At 37.6% G+C, this 19,523-nt stretch carries 15 protein-coding genes; 5 read left to right on the forward strand and 10 right to left on the reverse strand.

From position 1 onward, the window contains the following. Positions 1-10 precede the first annotated feature (10 nt). The 5 genes from yidC to RU87_RS01295 all read left to right on the forward strand — a co-directional run bounded on the left by yidC (position 11) and on the right by RU87_RS01295 (position 6,064). Entirely contained in the window at positions 11-943 is a 933-nt protein-coding gene (gene yidC / locus RU87_RS01275) for a membrane protein insertase YidC (RefSeq protein WP_068164423.1), read from the forward strand. A 231-nt stretch (positions 944-1,174) separates the two neighbouring features. After that, on the forward strand, positions 1,175-2,227 hold the full coding sequence (locus RU87_RS01280) for a BMP family lipoprotein (protein WP_068164427.1): 1,053 nt from the start codon (positions 1,175-1,177) through the stop codon (positions 2,225-2,227). Positions 2,228-2,499: 272 nt separating this feature from the next. Further along, entirely contained in the window at positions 2,500-4,014 is a 1,515-nt protein-coding gene (locus RU87_RS01285) for an ABC transporter ATP-binding protein (RefSeq protein ID WP_068164429.1), read from the forward strand. Then, positions 4,014-5,111, forward strand: coding sequence for an ABC transporter permease (locus RU87_RS01290; protein ID WP_068164431.1), 1,098 nt, complete (start codon positions 4,014-4,016; stop codon positions 5,109-5,111). The genes RU87_RS01285 and RU87_RS01290 overlap by 1 nt, the downstream gene beginning before the upstream one ends. Continuing rightward, positions 5,108-6,064: an ABC transporter permease gene (locus RU87_RS01295; protein WP_068164435.1), complete on the forward strand. Its 957-nt coding sequence runs from the start codon at positions 5,108-5,110 to the stop codon at positions 6,062-6,064. The genes RU87_RS01290 and RU87_RS01295 overlap by 4 nt, the downstream gene beginning before the upstream one ends. Positions 6,065-6,132: 68 nt before the next feature. On the opposite strand, the gene RU87_RS01300 is transcribed toward RU87_RS01295, so the two are convergent. The 10 genes from RU87_RS01300 to efp form a co-directional block, all read right to left on the reverse strand. Next, positions 6,133-8,526, reverse strand: a complete 2,394-nt coding sequence (locus RU87_RS01300; protein ID WP_068164438.1) for a glycogen/starch/alpha-glucan phosphorylase — start codon at positions 8,524-8,526, stop codon at positions 6,133-6,135. A gap of 75 nt (positions 8,527-8,601) precedes the next feature. Next, positions 8,602-10,041: a glycogen synthase GlgA gene (gene glgA, locus RU87_RS01305; RefSeq protein ID WP_068164443.1), complete on the reverse strand. Its 1,440-nt coding sequence runs from the start codon at positions 10,039-10,041 to the stop codon at positions 8,602-8,604. After that, positions 10,038-11,186: a glucose-1-phosphate adenylyltransferase subunit GlgD gene (gene glgD / locus RU87_RS01310; protein WP_068164445.1), complete on the reverse strand. Its 1,149-nt coding sequence runs from the start codon at positions 11,184-11,186 to the stop codon at positions 10,038-10,040. Before glgD ends, glgA begins: the two co-directional genes overlap by 4 nt. Further along, positions 11,173-12,318, reverse strand: a complete 1,146-nt coding sequence (locus RU87_RS01315; protein ID WP_068164446.1) for a glucose-1-phosphate adenylyltransferase — start codon at positions 12,316-12,318, stop codon at positions 11,173-11,175. The genes glgD and RU87_RS01315 overlap by 14 nt, the downstream gene beginning before the upstream one ends. A 92-nt stretch (positions 12,319-12,410) precedes the next feature. Further along, positions 12,411-14,594, reverse strand: a complete 2,184-nt coding sequence (gene glgB / locus RU87_RS01320; protein ID WP_068164447.1) for a 1,4-alpha-glucan branching protein GlgB — start codon at positions 14,592-14,594, stop codon at positions 12,411-12,413. 300 nt (positions 14,595-14,894) lie between these two features. Beyond that, positions 14,895-16,673, reverse strand: a complete 1,779-nt coding sequence (locus RU87_RS01325) for a glycoside hydrolase family 13 protein (RefSeq protein ID WP_231860458.1) — start codon at positions 16,671-16,673, stop codon at positions 14,895-14,897. A gap of 2 nt (positions 16,674-16,675) precedes the next feature. Beyond that, positions 16,676-17,620: a mannose-6-phosphate isomerase, class I gene (gene manA, locus RU87_RS01330; RefSeq protein ID WP_068164449.1), complete on the reverse strand. Its 945-nt coding sequence runs from the start codon at positions 17,618-17,620 to the stop codon at positions 16,676-16,678. A 223-nt stretch (positions 17,621-17,843) separates the two neighbouring features. Beyond that, on the reverse strand, positions 17,844-18,461 hold the full coding sequence (nusB, locus tag RU87_RS01335) for a transcription antitermination factor NusB (RefSeq protein WP_068164452.1): 618 nt from the start codon (positions 18,459-18,461) through the stop codon (positions 17,844-17,846). Continuing rightward, positions 18,451-18,861 carry an Asp23/Gls24 family envelope stress response protein gene (locus RU87_RS01340; RefSeq protein WP_068164455.1) on the reverse strand — a complete coding sequence of 137 codons (411 nt, stop codon included), beginning with the start codon at positions 18,859-18,861 and terminating at the stop codon, positions 18,451-18,453. Before RU87_RS01340 ends, nusB begins: the two co-directional genes overlap by 11 nt. A gap of 43 nt (positions 18,862-18,904) precedes the next feature. Continuing rightward, positions 18,905-19,462 carry an elongation factor P gene (gene efp / locus RU87_RS01345; RefSeq protein WP_068164459.1) on the reverse strand — a complete coding sequence of 186 codons (558 nt, stop codon included), beginning with the start codon at positions 19,460-19,462 and terminating at the stop codon, positions 18,905-18,907. Positions 19,463-19,523: the final 61 nt, after the last annotated feature.

The following is a 19,523-nucleotide window of genomic DNA, read 5'->3' on the forward strand; positions in this document are numbered from 1 at the left end:
GAAAATCTTTTTGAAAAAAATAACTAAACGACTCTTACTATCAGGTGTCATGCTAACAGCAGTATTGTTTTTAACAGGGTGTGTTAAAACAAAAAATGGTAAGCCAACTGGAGAAGGAATTGTCTATAACTTACTTGTTAAACCTATGAGTGCTGCTGTTGAATTCTTCGCTCACAATTTAGGTTTCGGATTTGGTGTCGCAATTATTCTGGTAACTGTGATCGTTCGCTTGATCATTCTACCACTAGGCTTGAATCAAGCCTACAAATCAAGCTATATGCAAGAAAAAACGCGTTATTTAAAACCAATCTTAGAACCCATCCAAGCTAAGTTGAAAAATGCCAAAACAAATGAAGAAAAAATGGCAGCTCAGTCTGAATTAATGACCGCACAAAAAGAAAACGGTGTTAATATGTTGAGTTCTATTGGCTGTTTACCACTGTTAATACAAATGCCATTTTTCTCAGCTCTTTTCTATGCAGCACGTTACACAGATGGTATCTCATCAGCTACTTTTCTCGGAATTGATCTCGGAAAATCTAGTATTGTTTTAACAATTATCGCTGGTATTTTCTACTTCCTACAAAGCTATATCTCAACAATCGGAATTGATGAAGATCAAAAGAAACAAATGAAAACGATGATGTACATGAGTCCGTTAATGATCGTCTTCTTCTCTTTTAGCTCACCAGCCGGTGTAACTCTTTATTGGGTAATTGGTGGTATCTTTGGGGTGATTCAACAATTAATCGTGACGTTTATGATCAAACCTCATTTACAAGCAAAAATTGATCAAGAGTTTAAAGAAAACCCACCTGTTGTCAAAACTACAGGGTTGAAAGATGTCACACCTAAAGATGTTGCTAAAGCAAAACAAGCATTTAATAGCGGTATTGCGACGAATAAAAAGCAAAATCGAAATGCAGGTAAACAACGCAAGTAAATCATGAAGCATATCACTTGATATGCTTTTTTTATGCGCGTGATCTAAAGTCGCTTAATCTAGATTTTCTGTCTAATCTACACTTTTTAATCTATTTCACAAAAATCCGAACTATTGACTATAAAAACCCAAAGAAATTTCCATATAACTTGTTAAGGCATTTAAAGTAGGTTAAAATTAATTTAACGCTATAAATTAGCAAATAAAAATTTTTCTGGAGGCGGCACATTGATGAACAAGAAAGTATTAGGTCTAGGATTGGCAGCTGTTGCTGTTTTAACACTTGCAGCATGTGGTAGTCGTGACAAATCTGCATCAAACAGCAATGCAAAAACTGATCTTAAAGTAGCGATCGTGACTGATACTGGTGGTGTTGATGATAAATCATTTAACCAATCAGCTTGGGAAGGCCTACAAAGTTGGGGTAAATCAAAAGGTCTTGCTAAAGACAAAGGATACACTTACTTCCAATCAGCTTCTGAATCAGATTATGCAACAAATTTGGATAGTGCTACATCATCAGGTTATAAACTCATCTACGGTATTGGCTTTGCATTACGTGATGCTATCGCAGAATCAGCTAAAAATAACTCAGCTGTCAACTATGTGATCATCGATGATGTCATTAAAGATCAAAAAAATGTTTTCTCTGCAACTTTCATGGATAACGAAGCATCATACCTAGCTGGTGTCGCTGCTGCTAAGACAACAAAAACAAATAAAGTTGGGTTTGTTGGTGGTATGGAAGGTGAAGTTATTAAACGTTTTGAAGCAGGATTTAAAGCAGGTGTCGCTTCTGTTAATCCCGCTATCAAAGTAGATGCGCAATATGCTGGATCATTCTCTGATGCTGCTAAAGGTAAAACAATTGCAGCTGCACAATACAAATCTGGTGCTGATGTAGTCTTCCAAGCTGCTGGTGGTACTGGTGCTGGTGTATTCTCAGAAGCTAAAGCACTTAACGAAGGTAAATCTGAAGCTGATAAAGTTTGGGTATTAGGTGTTGACCGTGACCAAAAAGCTGAAGGTAACTACAAATCTAAAGATGGTAAAAACGCTAACTTCGTACTTGCTTCAACTCTGAAAAAAGTCGGACAAGTTGTTAAAACTGTCTCAGACGATGCAGCAAACAAAAAATTTGAAGGTGGCAAACACATCGCTTACGGTATCAAAGATGGTTCAGTTGACTTGATCAATGACAACATGTCTGAAAAAGCAATCAAAGCTGTTGATGAAGCACGTCAAGCAATCAAATCAGGTGAGGTAAAAGTTCCTGAACAATAATCACCTTTTACGTAAAGGATTAACAAGCTCAACAAATCTACAATAGACTTGTAGGTTTGTTTTTTTATCTCAATATATCAGCTAAACTGCTACCATTAAGACCACAATTCAGGTTAAATCAGAGTGTCCATACCTTATGATTTAACTATTAACCACTCCAAATGACAGATGTTAGCATATATAACTAATATTTTATTCTTAAAAACCTAGTTATTTATGAACATATTTTGTTATAATTATTAAGACTAAAAAAACATATAGAAAGCCATAATATGATAGAAAATGTTATTGAAATGCGTGATGTATCGAAAATTTTCGGTACATTTACTGCAAATGATCACATCAATCTCCAAATACGTAAGGGTGAAATTCATGCACTTTTAGGTGAAAATGGTGCTGGAAAATCAACGCTCATGAATATTCTTTCAGGACTACTTGAGCCAACAGAAGGCGAGATTTTGATTAATGGCAAACCTGAAGCTATCAGCTCACCCTCTCGTGCAAGTGAGCTTGGTATTGGGATGGTACACCAACACTTTATGCTTGTTGATGCCTTTACAGTTACTGAAAATATTATTTTGGGTAACGAAACAACAAAAGGTGTCACATTAGACCTTAAAAAAGCTGAAAAAGAAATTCTAGAGTTATCAGAACGTTATGGGTTATCAGTTACGCCTGATGCTAAAATAGCAGATATCTCAGTTGGCCAACAACAGCGTGTTGAAATCTTAAAAACACTTTATCGTGGTGCTGATATTATCATTTTTGATGAACCTACTGCTGTGTTAACACCAGCAGAAATTGATGAGTTGATGGCAATTTTAAAACGTCTTGTCAAAGAAGGTAAATCAATTATCTTGATTACCCATAAATTGGATGAAATTCGTGCAGTAGCAGACCGTGTGACTGTTATTCGTCGTGGTAAATCTATTGAAACGACTGACGTTTTAGGTAAATCAAATCAAGAACTTGCGGAGATGATGGTGGGCCACAGTGTATCCTTTACAACGGCAAAAACACCGGCAACACCAAAGGAAGTTGTCTTAGATATTAGCGATCTTGTCGTCAATGAATCTAGGGGTGCTCAAGCAGTTAAAGGACTAAATCTACAAGTCCGTGCTGGCGAAGTTGTTGGGATTGCTGGAATTGATGGAAATGGTCAGTCAGAACTGATTCAGGCAATCACTGGACTACGTAAAGTGGAAAGTGGTAACGTTTTAATCAACGGTGTTAACATTAACAACTTGTCTCCTCGTAAGATTACGGAGATGGGTGTCAGTCATGTCCCTGAAAATCGACACAAAGATGGCCTGGTCCTTGATATGTCAGTTGCTGAAAACATCGCATTACAATCCTACTATCAACCACCACTAAGCAAGTTTGGTATGCTTGATTACTCACAGATTAACCAACATGCTAGAGAATTAATGGCCGAGTTCGATGTTCGTGGTGATAATGAGTTGATTTCAGTCAAATCACTATCAGGTGGTAATCAACAAAAAGCTATCATCGCAAGAGAAATCGATCGTAATCCTAAATTATTGATTGTTAGCCAACCAACACGAGGGCTTGATGTTGGGGCTATTGAGTATATACATAAACGATTAATCCAAGCACGTACTGAGGGTCGTGCTGTCCTTGTTGTTAGTTTTGAACTCGATGAGATACTTAATGTTTCTGATCGTATTGCTGTTATCCATGATGGAAAAATTCAAGGTGTTGTAACGCCTGAAACGACAGACAAACAAGCACTAGGTGTTTTAATGGTTGGAGGACATACAGATTAATGAAAAATTTCAATCTTAAAAAGACATTAGTCCCGCTTATCGCCATTTTATTTGGTTTTATATTAGGGGCAATCATCATGTTAATATTTGGTTACAATCCACTATGGGGCTATGAGGATTTACTCACAGCAGCATTTGGTACAACTAAGTCTATTGGCGAGATCTTTCGTAGCATGGGACCACTCATCTTAACTGCACTTTCTTTTGCAGTCGCTAATCGTGCTGGCTTATTTAATATTGGGATGTCAGGACAGGCATTAGCTGGTTGGCTAGCTGCTGCTTGGTTTGCTTTAACAAATCCTGATCTACCAAGACTTGTTATGATTCCTGCAGTCATCATCATAGGGATGCTGGCTGGTGCGATTATTGCTTTGATTCCTGGTGTCTTAAAGGCATTATTTGGTACGAGCGAAGTCATCGTAACGATTATGATGAACTATATCGTTTTGTTTATGACGACACATATCGTTCATAACGTTTGGAGTAAAATCAAAGTTGGTGGCAAAACCTTCATGCAGTCTAAGGATAGTACAGTATCAGTTGGCAAAAATGCAACCTTTAGAACTGACTTTTTGACGCAGTTAACAGATAATTCTCGTATCAATATCGGTATTTTCATAGCTGTTATTGCTTTAATTATTATTAGTATCTTGTTGTCAAGAACAACACTTGGATTTGAAATTCGTGCTGTTGGTTTGAATCCAGAAGCTTCAGAATATGCTGGTATTTCAGCCAAACGTACAGTCATTACCTCAATGGCTATCGCTGGTGCACTTGCTGGATTAGGTGGTGTTATCGAAGGTATGGGTACCTTCCAAAACTTCTTCGTCCAAACAACTAATCTACAAATCGGCTTTGATGGTATGGCGGTTGCGTTACTCGGACAAAGTTCGCCAATAGGTATTTTCTTTGCATCTTTCCTCTTCTCAACGCTAAAAGTTGGTGCTCCTGGTATGACCAACACAGGTATTCCAGCAGAAATTATCTCAGTTGTTATCGCCACAATCATCTTCTTTGTTGGTATTAAGTTTGTGATCGATAAATTTTTACCAGAATTTCAATTTAAGAAAAAAGTCATAAAAGGAGATAAGCTATGACGCTAGGCGCAATGTTACAATTAGTTATTTCATCAATGCTGATTTATGCAACACCTTTAATTTTTACAAGTTTGGGCGGTACATTTTCAGAACGTGCAGGGATTGTTAATGTAGGTCTTGAAGGCATTATGGTAATGGGTGCATTTTCTGGGATTGTCTTTAACCTCACTTTCTCATCTACTTTTGGTGCAGCAACACCATGGCTTGCGACATTATTTGGTGGCCTTGTCGGTATCATTTTTTCACTGTTACATGCTGTTGCAACCATTAATTTTCGGGCAGACCATATTATTTCAGGTACGGTACTCAACTTGATGGCACCAGCACTTGCTGTATTCCTTGTCAAAGCACTTTATCATAAAGGGCAAACAGATAATATCCAAAACTCTTTTGGTTACTTTAGTTTTCCTGTCTTATCTAAAATTCCTGTTGTTGGTAATATCTTTTTCAAAGATACGTCACTGATCGGCTATATCTCGATCCTTGTCGCTTTCATCGCTCATTTTATTATTTTCAAAACACGCTTTGGTTTGAGATTACGCTCTGTCGGTGAACATCCTCAAGCCGCTGATACTTTGGGTATAAACGTCTATCTAATGCGATATTCTGGTGTATTGATTTCTGGTTTATTAGGTGGGATTGGTGGTGCAATATTTGCACAATCTATCTCAGTAAACTTCTCAGGTTCAACGATCGCTGGACAAGGTTTTATCGCGATGGCTGCCATGATTTTTGGTAAATGGAAACCAGTCGGCGCTATGCTCTCAAGCCTCTTCTTTGGCTTGTCACAGTCTCTAGCGGTGATTAGTGCTCAGTTACCCGTCATACGTGATTGGCCTGTTGTCTATCTCCAAATCGCCCCTTATGTGGTGACTATCGTTGTCCTCGCACTCTTCTTTGGTAAATCAGCTGCGCCTAAAGCAGATGGGATCAACTATATCAAATCTAAATAACGCTATACAGTCAAAAAAGACCATCATATCAGTATGATGATCTTTTTTTATGCGTTGGTATGTCGATATTAAAGAATACCCCAAATTTCTTTGGCATAGCCTTCAACTGTGTCATCACTTGAAAATCTGCCAGAATTAGCAATATTTTTGATGACTTTAGCTTGCCACTTATGTTTATCTTGATAAAGTTCTGAAATATAGGCTTGTTTTTCAGCATAATCAGTAAAGTCTTCTAGTAAGAAGTACTCATCATTATAAGAAACAAGCGCATCCCAAATTTCATGTCCTTCATAGTGCGTATTTGGAATCGTCCCATCTATAAACGCGTCAACAACGCGTTTAATTGTTTGATCTGATTCATAAATTGCCCGAGAATTGTAATCATGCTTGTCATAATGGGCATAGACAGCATCTTTATCCATACCGAAAATAACAATATTATCTTCACCAACTGCATCTTTTATTTCGATGTTAGCACCATCTAACGTTGCGAGTGTTAATGCACCGTTCATCATAAATTTCATATTTGAGGTACCACTAGCTTCTTTACCTGCTGTAGAAATTTGTTCTGATACATCTGCTGCTGGCACAATCAACTCTGCCAGACTAACGTTGTAGTTCTCTAGAAAAACTACTTTTAGTTTATCATTTAAGCTTGTATCGTAGTTAATCAGATTAGCTAATTCATTAATAACTTTGATGACTGATTTAGCAAAGTGATAACCTGGTGCAGCTTTTGCCCCAAAAATGAAGACACGTGGCGTCATGTCTAATTCTGGATTAGCCTTCAAATCTTGATATAATTTGATAATGTGCATCACATTTAACAACTGACGTTTATAGGCGTGAAGTCGCTTCACTTGCACATCGAAAATCGCATCAACTGGTAACGCAATATCAAGTGTCTTTTTCACGTAATCAGCTAATTTTTGTTTGTTAGCCTGTTTCACTTGATAAAACGATGATTGAACATCACTATTTGTGAGCTGTTCTTCTAGTTTAGAGAGTTCATGAATATTTGAGCGCCAATCCTTGCCAATCAAGTCATCAAGTAGCGCTGACATACCAGGATTTGCGATTTGGCTCCAACGTCGTTGGGCAATCCCATTCGTTTTATTATTAAATTTTTCAGGAAAAAGGATGTAAAATTCTTTTAAGACATCTTCAATCAATAATTCCGTATGTAGCTTAGCAACACCATTAACCGAATGACCACCTATAATCGCTAGATTAGCCATGTGAATTTGGTTATTTTGAACAATACGTGTCCGTTCAATAATGCCAGTATCAACTTTTCCAGCCCATTCTTTGACAAACTTACGATCTATTTCTCCAACGATCTGATGAATCCTTGGCACGATTTCTTTAAATAAACCAGCATCCCATTTCTCAAGTGCTTCAGATAAGACTGTATGGTTGGTATAACTCATAACTTGCGTTGTTGTTGCCCAAGCATCATCCCAATCGACACCATAATCATCCATCAAAATGCGCATTAATTCAGGTACTGCCATCGCTGGATGTGTATCATTAATATGCACAGCTACTTTTTCATGGATTTTTTCCATTGGCAATTGCATTTTAGCGTAAGATGAGACGATTGTCTGTAAACCAGCTGATACCATGAAGTACTCTTGAATCAGGCGCATAGCTTGACCATCACGTGATGAGTCGTCTGGGTATAGAAAACTTGTTATATCTTCAACACGTCGACGATCTGCAAGCGTTTGGTAATCTAGTTCGTATTTTTCAGGGAGTTCAACATCCCATAAACGTAAGTTGTTGACAACACCATTATTAAACCCAATTTGGATCACATCATAAGGTACTGCGTGTAGCGTCTTAACATTTTCATAAACCGGCTTTAACACACCATCTTCCTGAGGTGTTAAATACACACTACCGTATATTTTAACATCTACTGCTGAATGGGGCTTCTTCGTTTCCCAGACACTACCTTCTGATGGTAACCAGGCATCCGGTAACTCAATTTGGTAGCCATTCACAATTCTTTGCTTGAACAAGCCATATTTATAGCGAATACCGTTACCAAATCCAGGCGCACCGATTGTCGGTAAACTATCCATGAAACACGAAGCAAGACGACCTAAACCACCATTTCCTAAGGCCATATCACGCTCAGCTTCTACTAAGATATTCAAGTCGACATTAATTTCTGCTAGTGCTTCGGCAACTAGATCATAGATGCCTAAGTTTAACAAATTAGTCTGCAACATTTTACCTGGTAAAAATTCTATTGAAAAATAGTAAGCCGTTTTTTTCTGCTCTTTAATAATCTCATCACGTTGACGTAGCCAATCAGACATCACATATTGTTTAATGAGTTTTCCTAATGTTCTAAAGTGTTCTTCTGCTGTTGCTTCACTATTATCCACTAGATAATCTGTATGCAGCTGTGCTTTAAACGCTTTTATAAACTGTTCTTTTGTTAACTGTTCCATGACCGCTACCTCGTTTTATTTTATATGGACTATACCGTATGCTACTGCATAACTAACAACTTTTTCACTGCATGACTAGGCGAGTAACTTTTGATAAAGGGTGAGATAATTCAGACTTGCACTATCCCATGAAAAATCAGTTGTCATCGCTTGTTTTTGTAAGTTTCGCCAAGTATTTGGCTCATTTTCATAAATGCTCAATGCATAGAACAGTGTCTGTACTAACTGATAGCCTGAAAAATTGGCAAAGCTAAATCCTGTACCACTTCCATCAAACTGATTGTAGGCAACGACTGTATCTTTTAAACCACCTATTTCATGCACAACTGGCAATGTCCCATATCGCATACTCATCATTTGAGAAAGACCGCATGGCTCGAAAGCTGATGGCATTAAAAAGAGATCACTACCTGCATAAATCATCTGTGCCAGCTCAAGATTAAAAGTGATCTTAGCTGCTATTTTTTCTGGATATAACTGACTAAAATAAGCAAAATCAGATTCAAATTTTGGATCACCTGTTCCTAATAAAACAATCTGTATATTTTTTTGTAGCAAGTTTTCCATCTCATCTACGACTAGATTAAAGCCTTTTTGATAAGTCAATCGACTGACAATTCCGATTAAAGGAATGTCTGCATCTACTGGTAGCCCCATTCGTTTTTGAAGACTCGCTTTATTTACTGCTTTGCCACTTAAATCGGTTGCATTAAAGTGAGCAACCAAATGCTCATCTGTCATCGGATCATAAAGCGTTGTGTCGATCCCATTAATTAATCCAGATAACTTACCTGATACCATGCGCAAGATCCCATCTAACCCTTTACCAAATTCGGTTGTTTGAATTTCTTGTGCATAGGTTGGTGAAACAGTTGTCACTTGATCTGCATATAGGATACCTGTTTTCAACCAATTAAAACAGCCAGCCATGCGGACTGTACCATCTTCATAACGCTCAGTTCCCATACCAAAAAAGTCTGGTAAGATGCCTTTATCATATTGACCTTGAAATTCTATATTATGAATCGTCAAGACTGTTTTAATGGCTGAAAAATCTTGTCGCCAGTGATATTTTTCTTTGATTAAGAAAGGTAGGAGTGCTGTGTGATAATCATTGGCATGCAGAATATCTGGTACAAACTCTAACCGCTCAATAACCTCTAGAATCGCCAACTGAAAATAGGCAAATCGTTCCGCATCGTCAGCATAACCGTAGACTTCATCACGATTCGTAAAATAATCGCCATTGTCGACAAAATAGAAGGTAACACCTTCAACGACTATTTGTTTAATGCCAACATATTGCCAACGCCAGCCTACTTGAATAAATGTCCAAAATACATCAGTGACTTGCTGACCATATTTTTCAGCCACCTTTTTATAATAAGGTAGAATCACACGTATCTCAACATCTGACTGCTGATGTAATGCTTTTGGCAAAGCCCCAATCACATCACCTAAACCACCTGTTTTGATAAAAGGTGTTGCCTCTGCTGCTGCTAATAAAATCTTCATAACCTTACATCCTCTGTCACATGCGCTTTTTTCGCCACGATAATCGGTTGTGCTGCTGTACCAATCACCTTGACACCTGGGTCTATGACCACGCCTTTATCAATAATAGCATAGGCAATGCTTGCCCCTTCACCAATTTGCACGTTTGGAAAAATAATTGACTCTTTAATCGATGCCTGTTTACCAAGTTGGCATCGTCTTGAAATAATTGCGTTTTCTACACGTCCCTCAATAACAGAACCAGAAGCAAACTGTGCGTTATAGATTTCAGAGGATTCTGAAAAATAAGTTGCCTCTTCATTTTTTACTTTTGTATAGACTTTTTGGGTTGCATGCAGTAAAGAAGTAAATTTTTTCGGATCTAACATATCCATGTTGGCATCAAAGTAAGATTTAACATCGTAGATATTCTTCATATACCCTGTATACTCATAACCAAGCGCCCCTAATTCAACAAGTTTGTTGAGTAAAAGGAATCTTAATTTGCGAGGTTTTTCTTGATGCTGCTCACTCTCCATCATGCCAATCAAGAAATCCGTATTGATAATATAAATCCCTGTTGACATCCTGATCAGCTCATCATCTGAATAATCCTGTTCAGCATAGTCAATGACCGATGTGACCGTATCCATTTCATCCATTTTCAGGACACTATTCACTGAACTCATCTGATCTTTAGTCATTTTTTTGTAGACAATACTCATGCTCCTTTGGTTAACTTCATGCACATGAATCAATTGGTCCAAATTAATATTACATAAAATATCAGCCGTAGAAAAGATTGTATATTGGCTATATGAACGACGTAAGAAAGTTAACAATTGTGGATAGTAAGTTGGGTCACATACGACTTCTTCACGATCATCGTTATTATAAAAGCCAACGAAAAAGTGATTTAATAAAGTATTTAATCCCCACTCACGACCTGTTCGAATATGGTCCAGAACAGATGGGACGTTCTTTTGAGAGAAAATACCATAAATATTGGTAACCCCTGCATTCACGAGATTTGATAGTTGAAAATCAATCAAACGATACTTACCATCAAACGGTAAAGTCGCAAGTGGTCTAGAATCAACTAACTGACCGAGATTATGTGTGCCTAGCGCATTTCCTAAAATCGCGCAATATTTAGCTGTCTTCATTTTCTACCCCCACTACCTCTTTATACCCAACGACTGCAATCTCTTTTTCAGTACCAATAATTTCTACATTAGCACCAATTCGTGTGCCTTCACCAATAATGGCATTTTTGATTACTGCTCCTGATTCGATCACACAATTTGTCATGATGAAAGCATCTTCTATTACAGCTGATTCATGAACTTGAACATTGGTTGAAATAATCGAATGCTTAACAGACCCTGCTACAATCGCACCATCGACAACGAGTGAATCTCTGACTTGGGCCGTTTCACTAATAAAATTAGGTGGTGCAAATTCATTATGTGAGTAAATTTTCCAACTCCGATCACGGCTATCAAGCTCGTTATCGGGTGAGATATAGGCCATATTTGCCTCATGTAATGATTCAATCGTCCCCACATCTTTCCAGTAGCCTGAAAACTCGTAGGCATAAACAGGTTCTCCTGAGTCTAAATATGCTGGAATGACATTTTTACCAAAATCACTCATATCTACCTGATTTTTTTCACCATTTGCTAAAATTTGGCGGAGTTCTTTCCAGTTAAAAATATAGATACCCATTGAGGCTTTGGTTGATTTAGGATGTTCAGGTTTCTCTTCAAACTCAATGATGCGATTTGACGTATCCGTATTCATAATACCAAATCGACTTGCTTCGTCCAAAGGTACATCCATAACAGCTACTGTTAAAGTCGCATGACTATCTTTATGGACACTTAGCATATCGTCATAATCCATTTTATAAATATGATCCCCAGATAAAATCAAAACATACTCTGGATCCAACTTATCGATATAACTCATATTCTGGAAGATAGCATGACTTGTTCCCTCAAACCACTTATTTCCTTCCGTAGCTGAGTAAGGTTGTAAAATCGTTACCCCACTGTCTATACCATCTAATCCCCAAGCAGATCCGTTACCAACGTGGGCATTGAGCTTCAGTGGTTCATACTGTGTAATCACACCAACATTTTTTATCCCTGAATTTACACAATTTGATAGAGCGAAATCGATAATTCGATATCGTCCACCAAATTGTACAGCAGGTTTGGCGATACTAGATGTCAATGCGCCTAGGCGTGTCCCTTGACCTCCAGCTAAAATCAATGCAAGCATTTCTTCTTTCATACTCTGTCCTCTTTCCTTTTTTATAAAGGTAATCTCGTCACATAGTGGTAAACAACATGGTGCAGGATAAATTGATTTTTTGTTAGTTAGCGTTACTGATCAACACAATTATTGTCGTTTAACGCCTCATATTCAGACATCGCTCGCTGCCAAATCCCAAGTTTGGTAGCACGTTTATAAAATGCATAGACTGTTTTGTATGGTGGGAAAGTGTCTGGTAATCTTGTCCATGGACTGCCAGTTTGTTGAATAAATAAGACGGCACTCACGAGTTCTCGCTTATCATATTTTGCTCGTGAGCCTGCTGGAAAATAGGGGGCTAATACTGCCCACTGATTATCTGTGATAAAACTGCTTGATAGTGGCTTGTGTGCCTTACTGCTTAACGCTCTGGTCTCTTCACTCTCTTCTTCGACTAACTGCCATATGAGCACACCAAGCGCTGGTAGTGTAAAACTCAAAGTTTGTTCATATGTCTTCCACAGACCTTTTTGCGTTTTTTGATCAAGATTATGGGCTTGCCAGTCGCCACCAAATTCTGACATTTCAGTATTTAAGACTTCGGTATAAGTACCCGAAAGTGGCACACCTATGGTAAACTGTTGGCGCTCAATCGGTGCCATATTAAAGACACAAATCAATTGTTTACCGGATGCATCTTTACGGATGAAACTCAAAACACTTTCTGCTATATTATCTGCATCAATCACCTCAAATCCACCAACATCATGGTCAAGTTCAAATAGTGGCGGAAACTCACGATAAGTATGTGCCAACTTACTTGTGAAGTACTGCATCTGATCATTCAACACATCAGATGCTTCCCACTCAAGCTGCCAATCATACTTCCATTCTAGAAATTGACCAAATTCTTGTCCCATAAATAATAACTTTTTACCAGGATGACACATTTGGTAGGTTAGTAGATTTCTCAGACCGGAAAATTGTTCCTTACGGTCCCCCCACATTTTATGTAGTAATGATTTCTTCCCATGTACGACCTCGTCATGTGAGAAGGGCAGAATATAATTTTCATGCATCATATACATAAAACTAAAGGTCAAGAGATTAAAATACTGACCACGATAGAGCGGATCCATCTGATAAAATTTTAAAACATCAGTCATCCAGCCCATGTTCCATTTAAAATCAAAACCTAAGCCACCCATTTCGAGCATGCCGGTTATCTTGGTTTGACTGGTTGCCTCTTCTGCTGATAGTATCACATCTGGATGTGATAATTTGATCACACTCGTCAGTTTTTTGAAAAAGGCAACCCCATCATGATTAATATTTGACCCATCTGCGTTAGGCGTCCACTCCCCTTGATCATAATCCAAGTACAATGTATTAGATACGGCATCAATCCTGACACCATCAACATGATAAAATTCAATCCAGAAATTTAGAGATGAGATTAAGAAGGATTGGACTTGCGGTTTGGATAAGTCAAAGTTTAATGCTTGCCAGCCGACATTACGTGCCTTATTTTTGTCTTGATATTCATAGGTCGGTGTACCATCATAGTAGGCCAAAGCATCATCATTTTGAGAAAAATGTCCTGGTACCCAATCAATAATTACACCAATATCTGCTAAGTGGGATGCTTCAACAAAATCCTGGAATTCCTCTGGTGTCCCATAAGTATGTTCCAGGGCAAAATATCCAGTGAGCTGATAGCCCCAACTCATCCCGAGAGGATGTGTCATCAAGGGCATAAATTCGATATGGGTAAACCCCAACGACTTGACATATGGAATTAATGTTTTAGCTAAATCTGAGAAGGTATACAGACGGCCATCTTCATGACGTTGCCAAGAGTTCGCATGTACTTCATAAATACTGACTGGGGAGCTAAACATATCCCACTGACGTCGCTTTGTTAACCAAGCCTTATCCTGCCAGTCTTTAGGTGAAATATCATAGACTTGAGCTGCCGTATCAGGCCTTTCGCCAAACCGGATGGCATAAGGATCCATCTTCTCGATCACTTGAGATGTTGATCGAGTGACAAGATACTTGTAATAGTCGCCTCGTTCAACTTGACCTACAAGCAAATCCACTTCCCAAACACCTAGATGATTTCGTATCATAGGTATCGGATTACTTCGCCATTGTGTCTTATCGCTGATTAATGCAACTTCTTTTGCATGTGGTGCCCAAACACGAAAAACATAACCGTCTTCCGTCCGATGGCAGCCAAGGTAGTGTTGTACATGAAAATTTTCGCCAGTTGAAAATGTGTTTAACGCGTTGTCTATTGACTGTTGGACCATCACAAACTCCTTATCATATACCTCTTATTTAATTCTAATTATATCATAAGGTGAAACCGTTTGCTCAAATTAACCTGAAAATTCAGTATTTAATTATACGTGTCGATATAAAGAAAAATCGTTTGAGTTTAACCAAAAAGTTAGTCACCCTTAGCCTTACTTTTATGCTGGTTATTTAGTATAATTACCCATATTATATCTCGTGATAAAACAGGTAAACACATAAAAAAAGATAAGACAGTCGTCTTATCTCAATTAGATCATTGTTCTATAGTAAGCTGATAACAGCTAATCCGATCATTAGGTTAATTTAGAAATACTTTCAAGTGCCCCAATAAAAAACGGCGTAAATTCAACCGGTTGCGTTAAAAATGTCAAATCCTGTGCATTCACTGAAACACCTTCATTAGCCAAATTATAAATAAAGATCGCAGTCTGTGTCTCATCTGTCCGGACAAATCCAAAAATCTTATCCGAGTAAAATAGGTTGATATCCCCATCGGCTAAAGCTGGTATGGATTTTCTAATCTTAATCCAATTTTGATAAATCTTTTGGGTATCTTGATTGATATTATCCCAAGGAAAAAAGGCTCTGTTTTCTGGATCTTTTAGACCAGTCAATCCCGCTTCATCTCCATAATAAATCGTCGGTACACCAGGTAATGTCATCAACAAGCCAACAGCCAAATTCAATTTGGTCAGATTATGATCAAGTAAGCTTAAAATCCGCTCTGTGTCATGAGTCCCGATATTATTAAAATTATTTAAAAAGACGTCTCTTGGATAATTTTCAGATAACTGCATCACTTTTTTAGCTGCTAGTTCAGGGGACAAACCGCCTACTAATAAGCCTAGAATAATATCTCGGAATGGATAGTTCATGGTCGCATGCAAGCCATCACCGTATATATACTTACGATATTGCTCATAAGCGATTTTACGTGACGCATCTTCCCATACTTCACCAATTAATACTTGCTCTGGATAGCGCTCTAAGGTATCTCGAATACCTTTAATAAAGAAATCCGGTAGTTCATCTGCTACATCAAGACGCCAACCATCAATCCCTAGGCCATTCCATTTATCTATAACACTATCTTCATCTCCATAAATAAACTGCTGAAAACTTGTCTTACTTTTATCTATGGTTGGTAGATCTTTAATCCCCCACCATGATTTGTAGTCGTCCGGATAGTGAGTAAATGAAAACCAATCAAAATAAGGAGACTTATTGGTTTGATAGGCTCCCATGCCACCGGATTTGCCATCAAAATCAAAGTATTTAGAGTTTCGGCCCACATGAGAAAAAACACCATCTAATATTAGCCTCATATCATGTTGGTGTAAAGCAGTAACTAATGCTTCAAAATCAGCCTCAGATCCTAAAATAGAATCGATTGTCATATAGTCACTTGTATCATAACGGTGCGTACTTCTTGCCTCAAAAATCGGATTAAGATAAAGTGCAGTCACACCCAATGTTTTTAAATAAGGGATCTTACTGATAATACCTTGTAAATTACCACCATAGAAGGTCCAACGTGTGATATCCCCATCTTTTTCTCTGATATAGTAAGGCTTATCCGTTTCTTTACCGTAAAAAAAGATATCATCTTTTTGATTAGCATGGCCAATCTGAGCAAAAGCATCTGGGAAAATCTGGTAAAAAACGGCATTCCGATACCAATCCGGCGCCTTTTCTTTTTTTAAAAAAATCGTCTGCGTATACGCAATAACGGCTCCCTCATCCGCATAAGTTTTCCCTAACCTACCACCTATGTCTGTTGCACCATAAAAATAGCGGTATTCATGTGGCCCATCAAACTCAATAATTTGAAAATAATAATTATAAAAGCCAATCTCAGACAGGTTATTTAAAGCAAAATGAAACCTATTTTCTGAACTTGGTGTCATTTTTTCATACGATTTGAAGCCATTTTCGAATTGAATCACAAAGTTAACTGCTACATGATGTGGCGTATCGATGATGAGATCAAATTCAAAATTGGTTCCAATCAGTGCGGCACCAAAAGGTCTTTTATAAGTAGATAACCAAGAATTATAGGTAATTTCAGCCATATTCACTCTCCATCATGGCTGGCAATAATTGTTAATTTACCATCAAATTCCCACTTAGTGATATCACTTGTCAAAATGAAGTGATCCCCAAGCTTAACTGGATATCTTTGACCAGCAACAGTTAATATCCCTTCTCCATCTAAAACTGAACAAAGTGTATAAGGTGCTGTCTTATTAAAGGTAGTTGGACCTGTAATTTCCCATTTTTCTACAGTGAAAAAGTCATTTGAAACAAAAGTCGTCTTATCCAGGTTTTCTGCTTTTGTCACAGTAGGTGTTGTATTAGCCGGCTCACCTAAGGTTAAGACATCAATTGATTTTTCAATATGTAATTCTCTCAAGTTACCTTGATCATCTTTTCGATCAAAATCATAAACTCGGTAAGTTGTATCTGATGATTGTTGTGTCTCTAAAATCAAAATACCTTTTCCGATAGCATGCATCGTCCCACTAGGTACATAGAAAAAATCGCCTGCTTTAACTTTAACCTTAGTTAATAAATGATCCCAATCTCCAGACGCTATCATGTCACGTAACTCAGCTTTACTTTTTGCATGATGGCCATATATGATTTCTGCACCAGGTTGCGCATCTATAATATACCAACATTCTGTTTTACCAAGTTCGCCTTCGTTTGCAAGTCCATAAGCATCATCTGGATGTACTTGAACACTTAACCAGTCATTTGCATCTAAAATCTTGGTTAATAAAGGGAAAACGTCTTTTTTAGCATGACCAAATAACTCTCTATGCTCCTGATAAAGATCATCTAGTTTTACACCTGCATAGTCACCATTTTTGATCGTTGAAACGCCGTTTGGATGCGCAGAAATAGCCCAGTATTCCCCGATTTTATCAGAAGGTAGAGTGTAACCGAATCGCTTAAGGTGATCTCCACCCCAGATTTTTTCTTGAAGTACTGACTCTAAAAATAATGGTTGTATCATATATGACCTCTTTCTACAATGACGATGTTATTGAATGAATTGATACTTATATTTTACCAAATAATTCTCATAAATACTGTTTTAAAATTAATTCATTAATTAAAGATGATAATATCATGATATGGGTCTACTTATACTATCTTAATCACACATCACAATGACCCGATCAAGAGCACAACAAAAAAATCTATACAAGAGAAACTCTTGAATAGATTTTTGATGTTTATGCCTGTCCAATTTTTGTCAGAATAGCATTAATAAATTTCGCATCTTTCTCATCATTGAAAGCTTTTGCAAGTTCAATCGCTTCATTTATTGCAACAACACGTGGTGTTTCGTTAAAGAGAATTTCAAATGTACCTAATCTTAGAATCACACGATTAATAGGAGATAGTCGTTTGATAGACCAATTTTTTGCTAAATATTGGCCAATCTCTTCATCGATACTCTCTTTTTTAGCACGGACCCCATAAACCAATGCCATCAAGAATTCTAAGTTATTTTTGTGTACATCATCAAACTTATCAGTTAAAACAGTTGTCTCAACTGGTAAGTCTACTGGTGTAACTATGTCTATCGCATCCTCAGAAGTTTCTTGTTTTTTCGTTACACCGCCCTCACGGTTAGGCGTAAATGAAAAAATATTGCCAGTTTTTTTAGGTTTTTTTTCAACTGGTAATGCAGGCGCTATATCTACTTCTTGACTAGACAATCTAGCATCATTTGTTAAAGCAAATAGCATCGCGTTCTCAACAGATTCTTCTGATGTCATCTCTAACAAATAAAGCGCCTGTACTGCACGAATTCTGATTTCATGCTGCGTTAATGGCTTAGTCGACATCTAAGAAATCCTCATCAAATAAATCTTTAAAATCAGGTTTTGGTGTCTTTTCAGGGACAACACCAGCAACATGAATGTTAACTTCGTCAATTACGATGTTGCTCATGTCAAGGACATTTTCTTTGACAACACTTTGCATCGTCATCGCAACACTTGGTACTGACACACCATAAGTGAGATAAACATAGATATCTACGATAACCTTATCTTCATCTTGACGTACATAAACGCCACGACCATCTGCTTTTTTACCGATTAAATCGGCAAAACGTTTATTTCTTAAGCTATAAACGCCATCAATCTTAGCAGCGGCAATCGCAACAATTGTTTCAATCACTTGTGGTGCAATGACGATTTCACCAAGTGCTTCAGAGTTAGTAATAATATTAGTATCTGTCATATTTTCATCTTCCCGTCTTTTTAGGATGGTTGAGCAAGTGGGGTTAAGCACGTTTTAAGTAAGCACTTGTTTCAGTGTTAATTTCAAGTTTTTGGCCTACTTCGATAAAATCTGGTACGTTGACAACTAACCCTGTTTCCATTATAGCAGGTTTTCCAGATCCAGTTACTGTCGCGCCTTTGATAGAAGGTTGTGTTTCTGCAACTTCTAATACAACAGTCGTCGGTACTTGAACACCAATGACTTCACTGCCAAAGAATTGAATTTTCACTTCTGCATTTTCAAGGATAAATTTCAATTCATTTTCAACATTTGCAACTGGGATTTCATATTGGTCATATGTTTCATTATCCATGAAATAAGCTGTATCATCCATTTTATATAAATATTGTGCATTATGCGTTTCGATGATAGCTTGATCAAATTTTTCCTCTGGACGATAAGAGGTATCAAATGTAGATCCAGAACGAACATCGCGTAATTTCATACGCATAATCGTATTGCCTTTACCTGGCTTGTGGTGACTCGCCTCTAAAACGCGTAAAAGTTTACCGTCTGTTTCAAAAGTCATACCTGCCTTCAGTTCGTTTGCTGCTACCATGGATTATAATCTCACTTTCATTTTCTTCATTTTGTACGTTCTCTCCATTTTACCATATTTC

It is taken from the genome of Pseudolactococcus plantarum, from assembly GCF_002441715.1.
In the GTDB taxonomy this organism is placed as follows: domain Bacteria; phylum Bacillota; class Bacilli; order Lactobacillales; family Streptococcaceae; genus Pseudolactococcus; species Pseudolactococcus plantarum.

What these genes read in the sequence shown, in the direction of transcription:
- RU87_RS01280 (WP_068164427.1), top strand. Translation starts at nt 1,175, where the DNA reads ATGAACAAGAAAGTATTAGGTCTAGGATTGGCAGCTGTTGCTGTTTTA.
- RU87_RS01285 (WP_068164429.1), top strand. Translation starts at nt 2,500, where the DNA reads ATGATAGAAAATGTTATTGAAATGCGTGATGTATCGAAAATTTTCGGT.
- RU87_RS01290 (WP_068164431.1), top strand. Translation starts at nt 4,014, where the DNA reads ATGAAAAATTTCAATCTTAAAAAGACATTAGTCCCGCTTATCGCCATT.
- RU87_RS01295 (WP_068164435.1), top strand. Translation starts at nt 5,108, where the DNA reads ATGACGCTAGGCGCAATGTTACAATTAGTTATTTCATCAATGCTGATT.
- RU87_RS01300 (WP_068164438.1), bottom strand. Translation starts at nt 8,526, where the DNA reads ATGGAACAGTTAACAAAAGAACAGTTTATAAAAGCGTTTAAAGCACAG.
- glgA (WP_068164443.1), bottom strand. Translation starts at nt 10,041, where the DNA reads ATGAAGATTTTATTAGCAGCAGCAGAGGCAACACCTTTTATCAAAACA.
- glgD (WP_068164445.1), bottom strand. Translation starts at nt 11,186, where the DNA reads ATGAAGACAGCTAAATATTGCGCGATTTTAGGAAATGCGCTAGGCACA.
- RU87_RS01315 (WP_068164446.1), bottom strand. Translation starts at nt 12,318, where the DNA reads ATGAAAGAAGAAATGCTTGCATTGATTTTAGCTGGAGGTCAAGGGACA.
- glgB (WP_068164447.1), bottom strand. Translation starts at nt 14,594, where the DNA reads ATGGTCCAACAGTCAATAGACAACGCGTTAAACACATTTTCAACTGGC.
- RU87_RS01325 (WP_231860458.1), bottom strand. Translation starts at nt 16,673, where the DNA reads ATGGCTGAAATTACCTATAATTCTTGGTTATCTACTTATAAAAGACCT.
- manA (WP_068164449.1), bottom strand. Translation starts at nt 17,620, where the DNA reads ATGATACAACCATTATTTTTAGAGTCAGTACTTCAAGAAAAAATCTGG.
- nusB (WP_068164452.1), bottom strand. Translation starts at nt 18,461, where the DNA reads ATGTCGACTAAGCCATTAACGCAGCATGAAATCAGAATTCGTGCAGTA.
- RU87_RS01340 (WP_068164455.1), bottom strand. Translation starts at nt 18,861, where the DNA reads ATGACAGATACTAATATTATTACTAACTCTGAAGCACTTGGTGAAATC.
- efp (WP_068164459.1), bottom strand. Translation starts at nt 19,462, where the DNA reads ATGGTAGCAGCAAACGAACTGAAGGCAGGTATGACTTTTGAAACAGAC.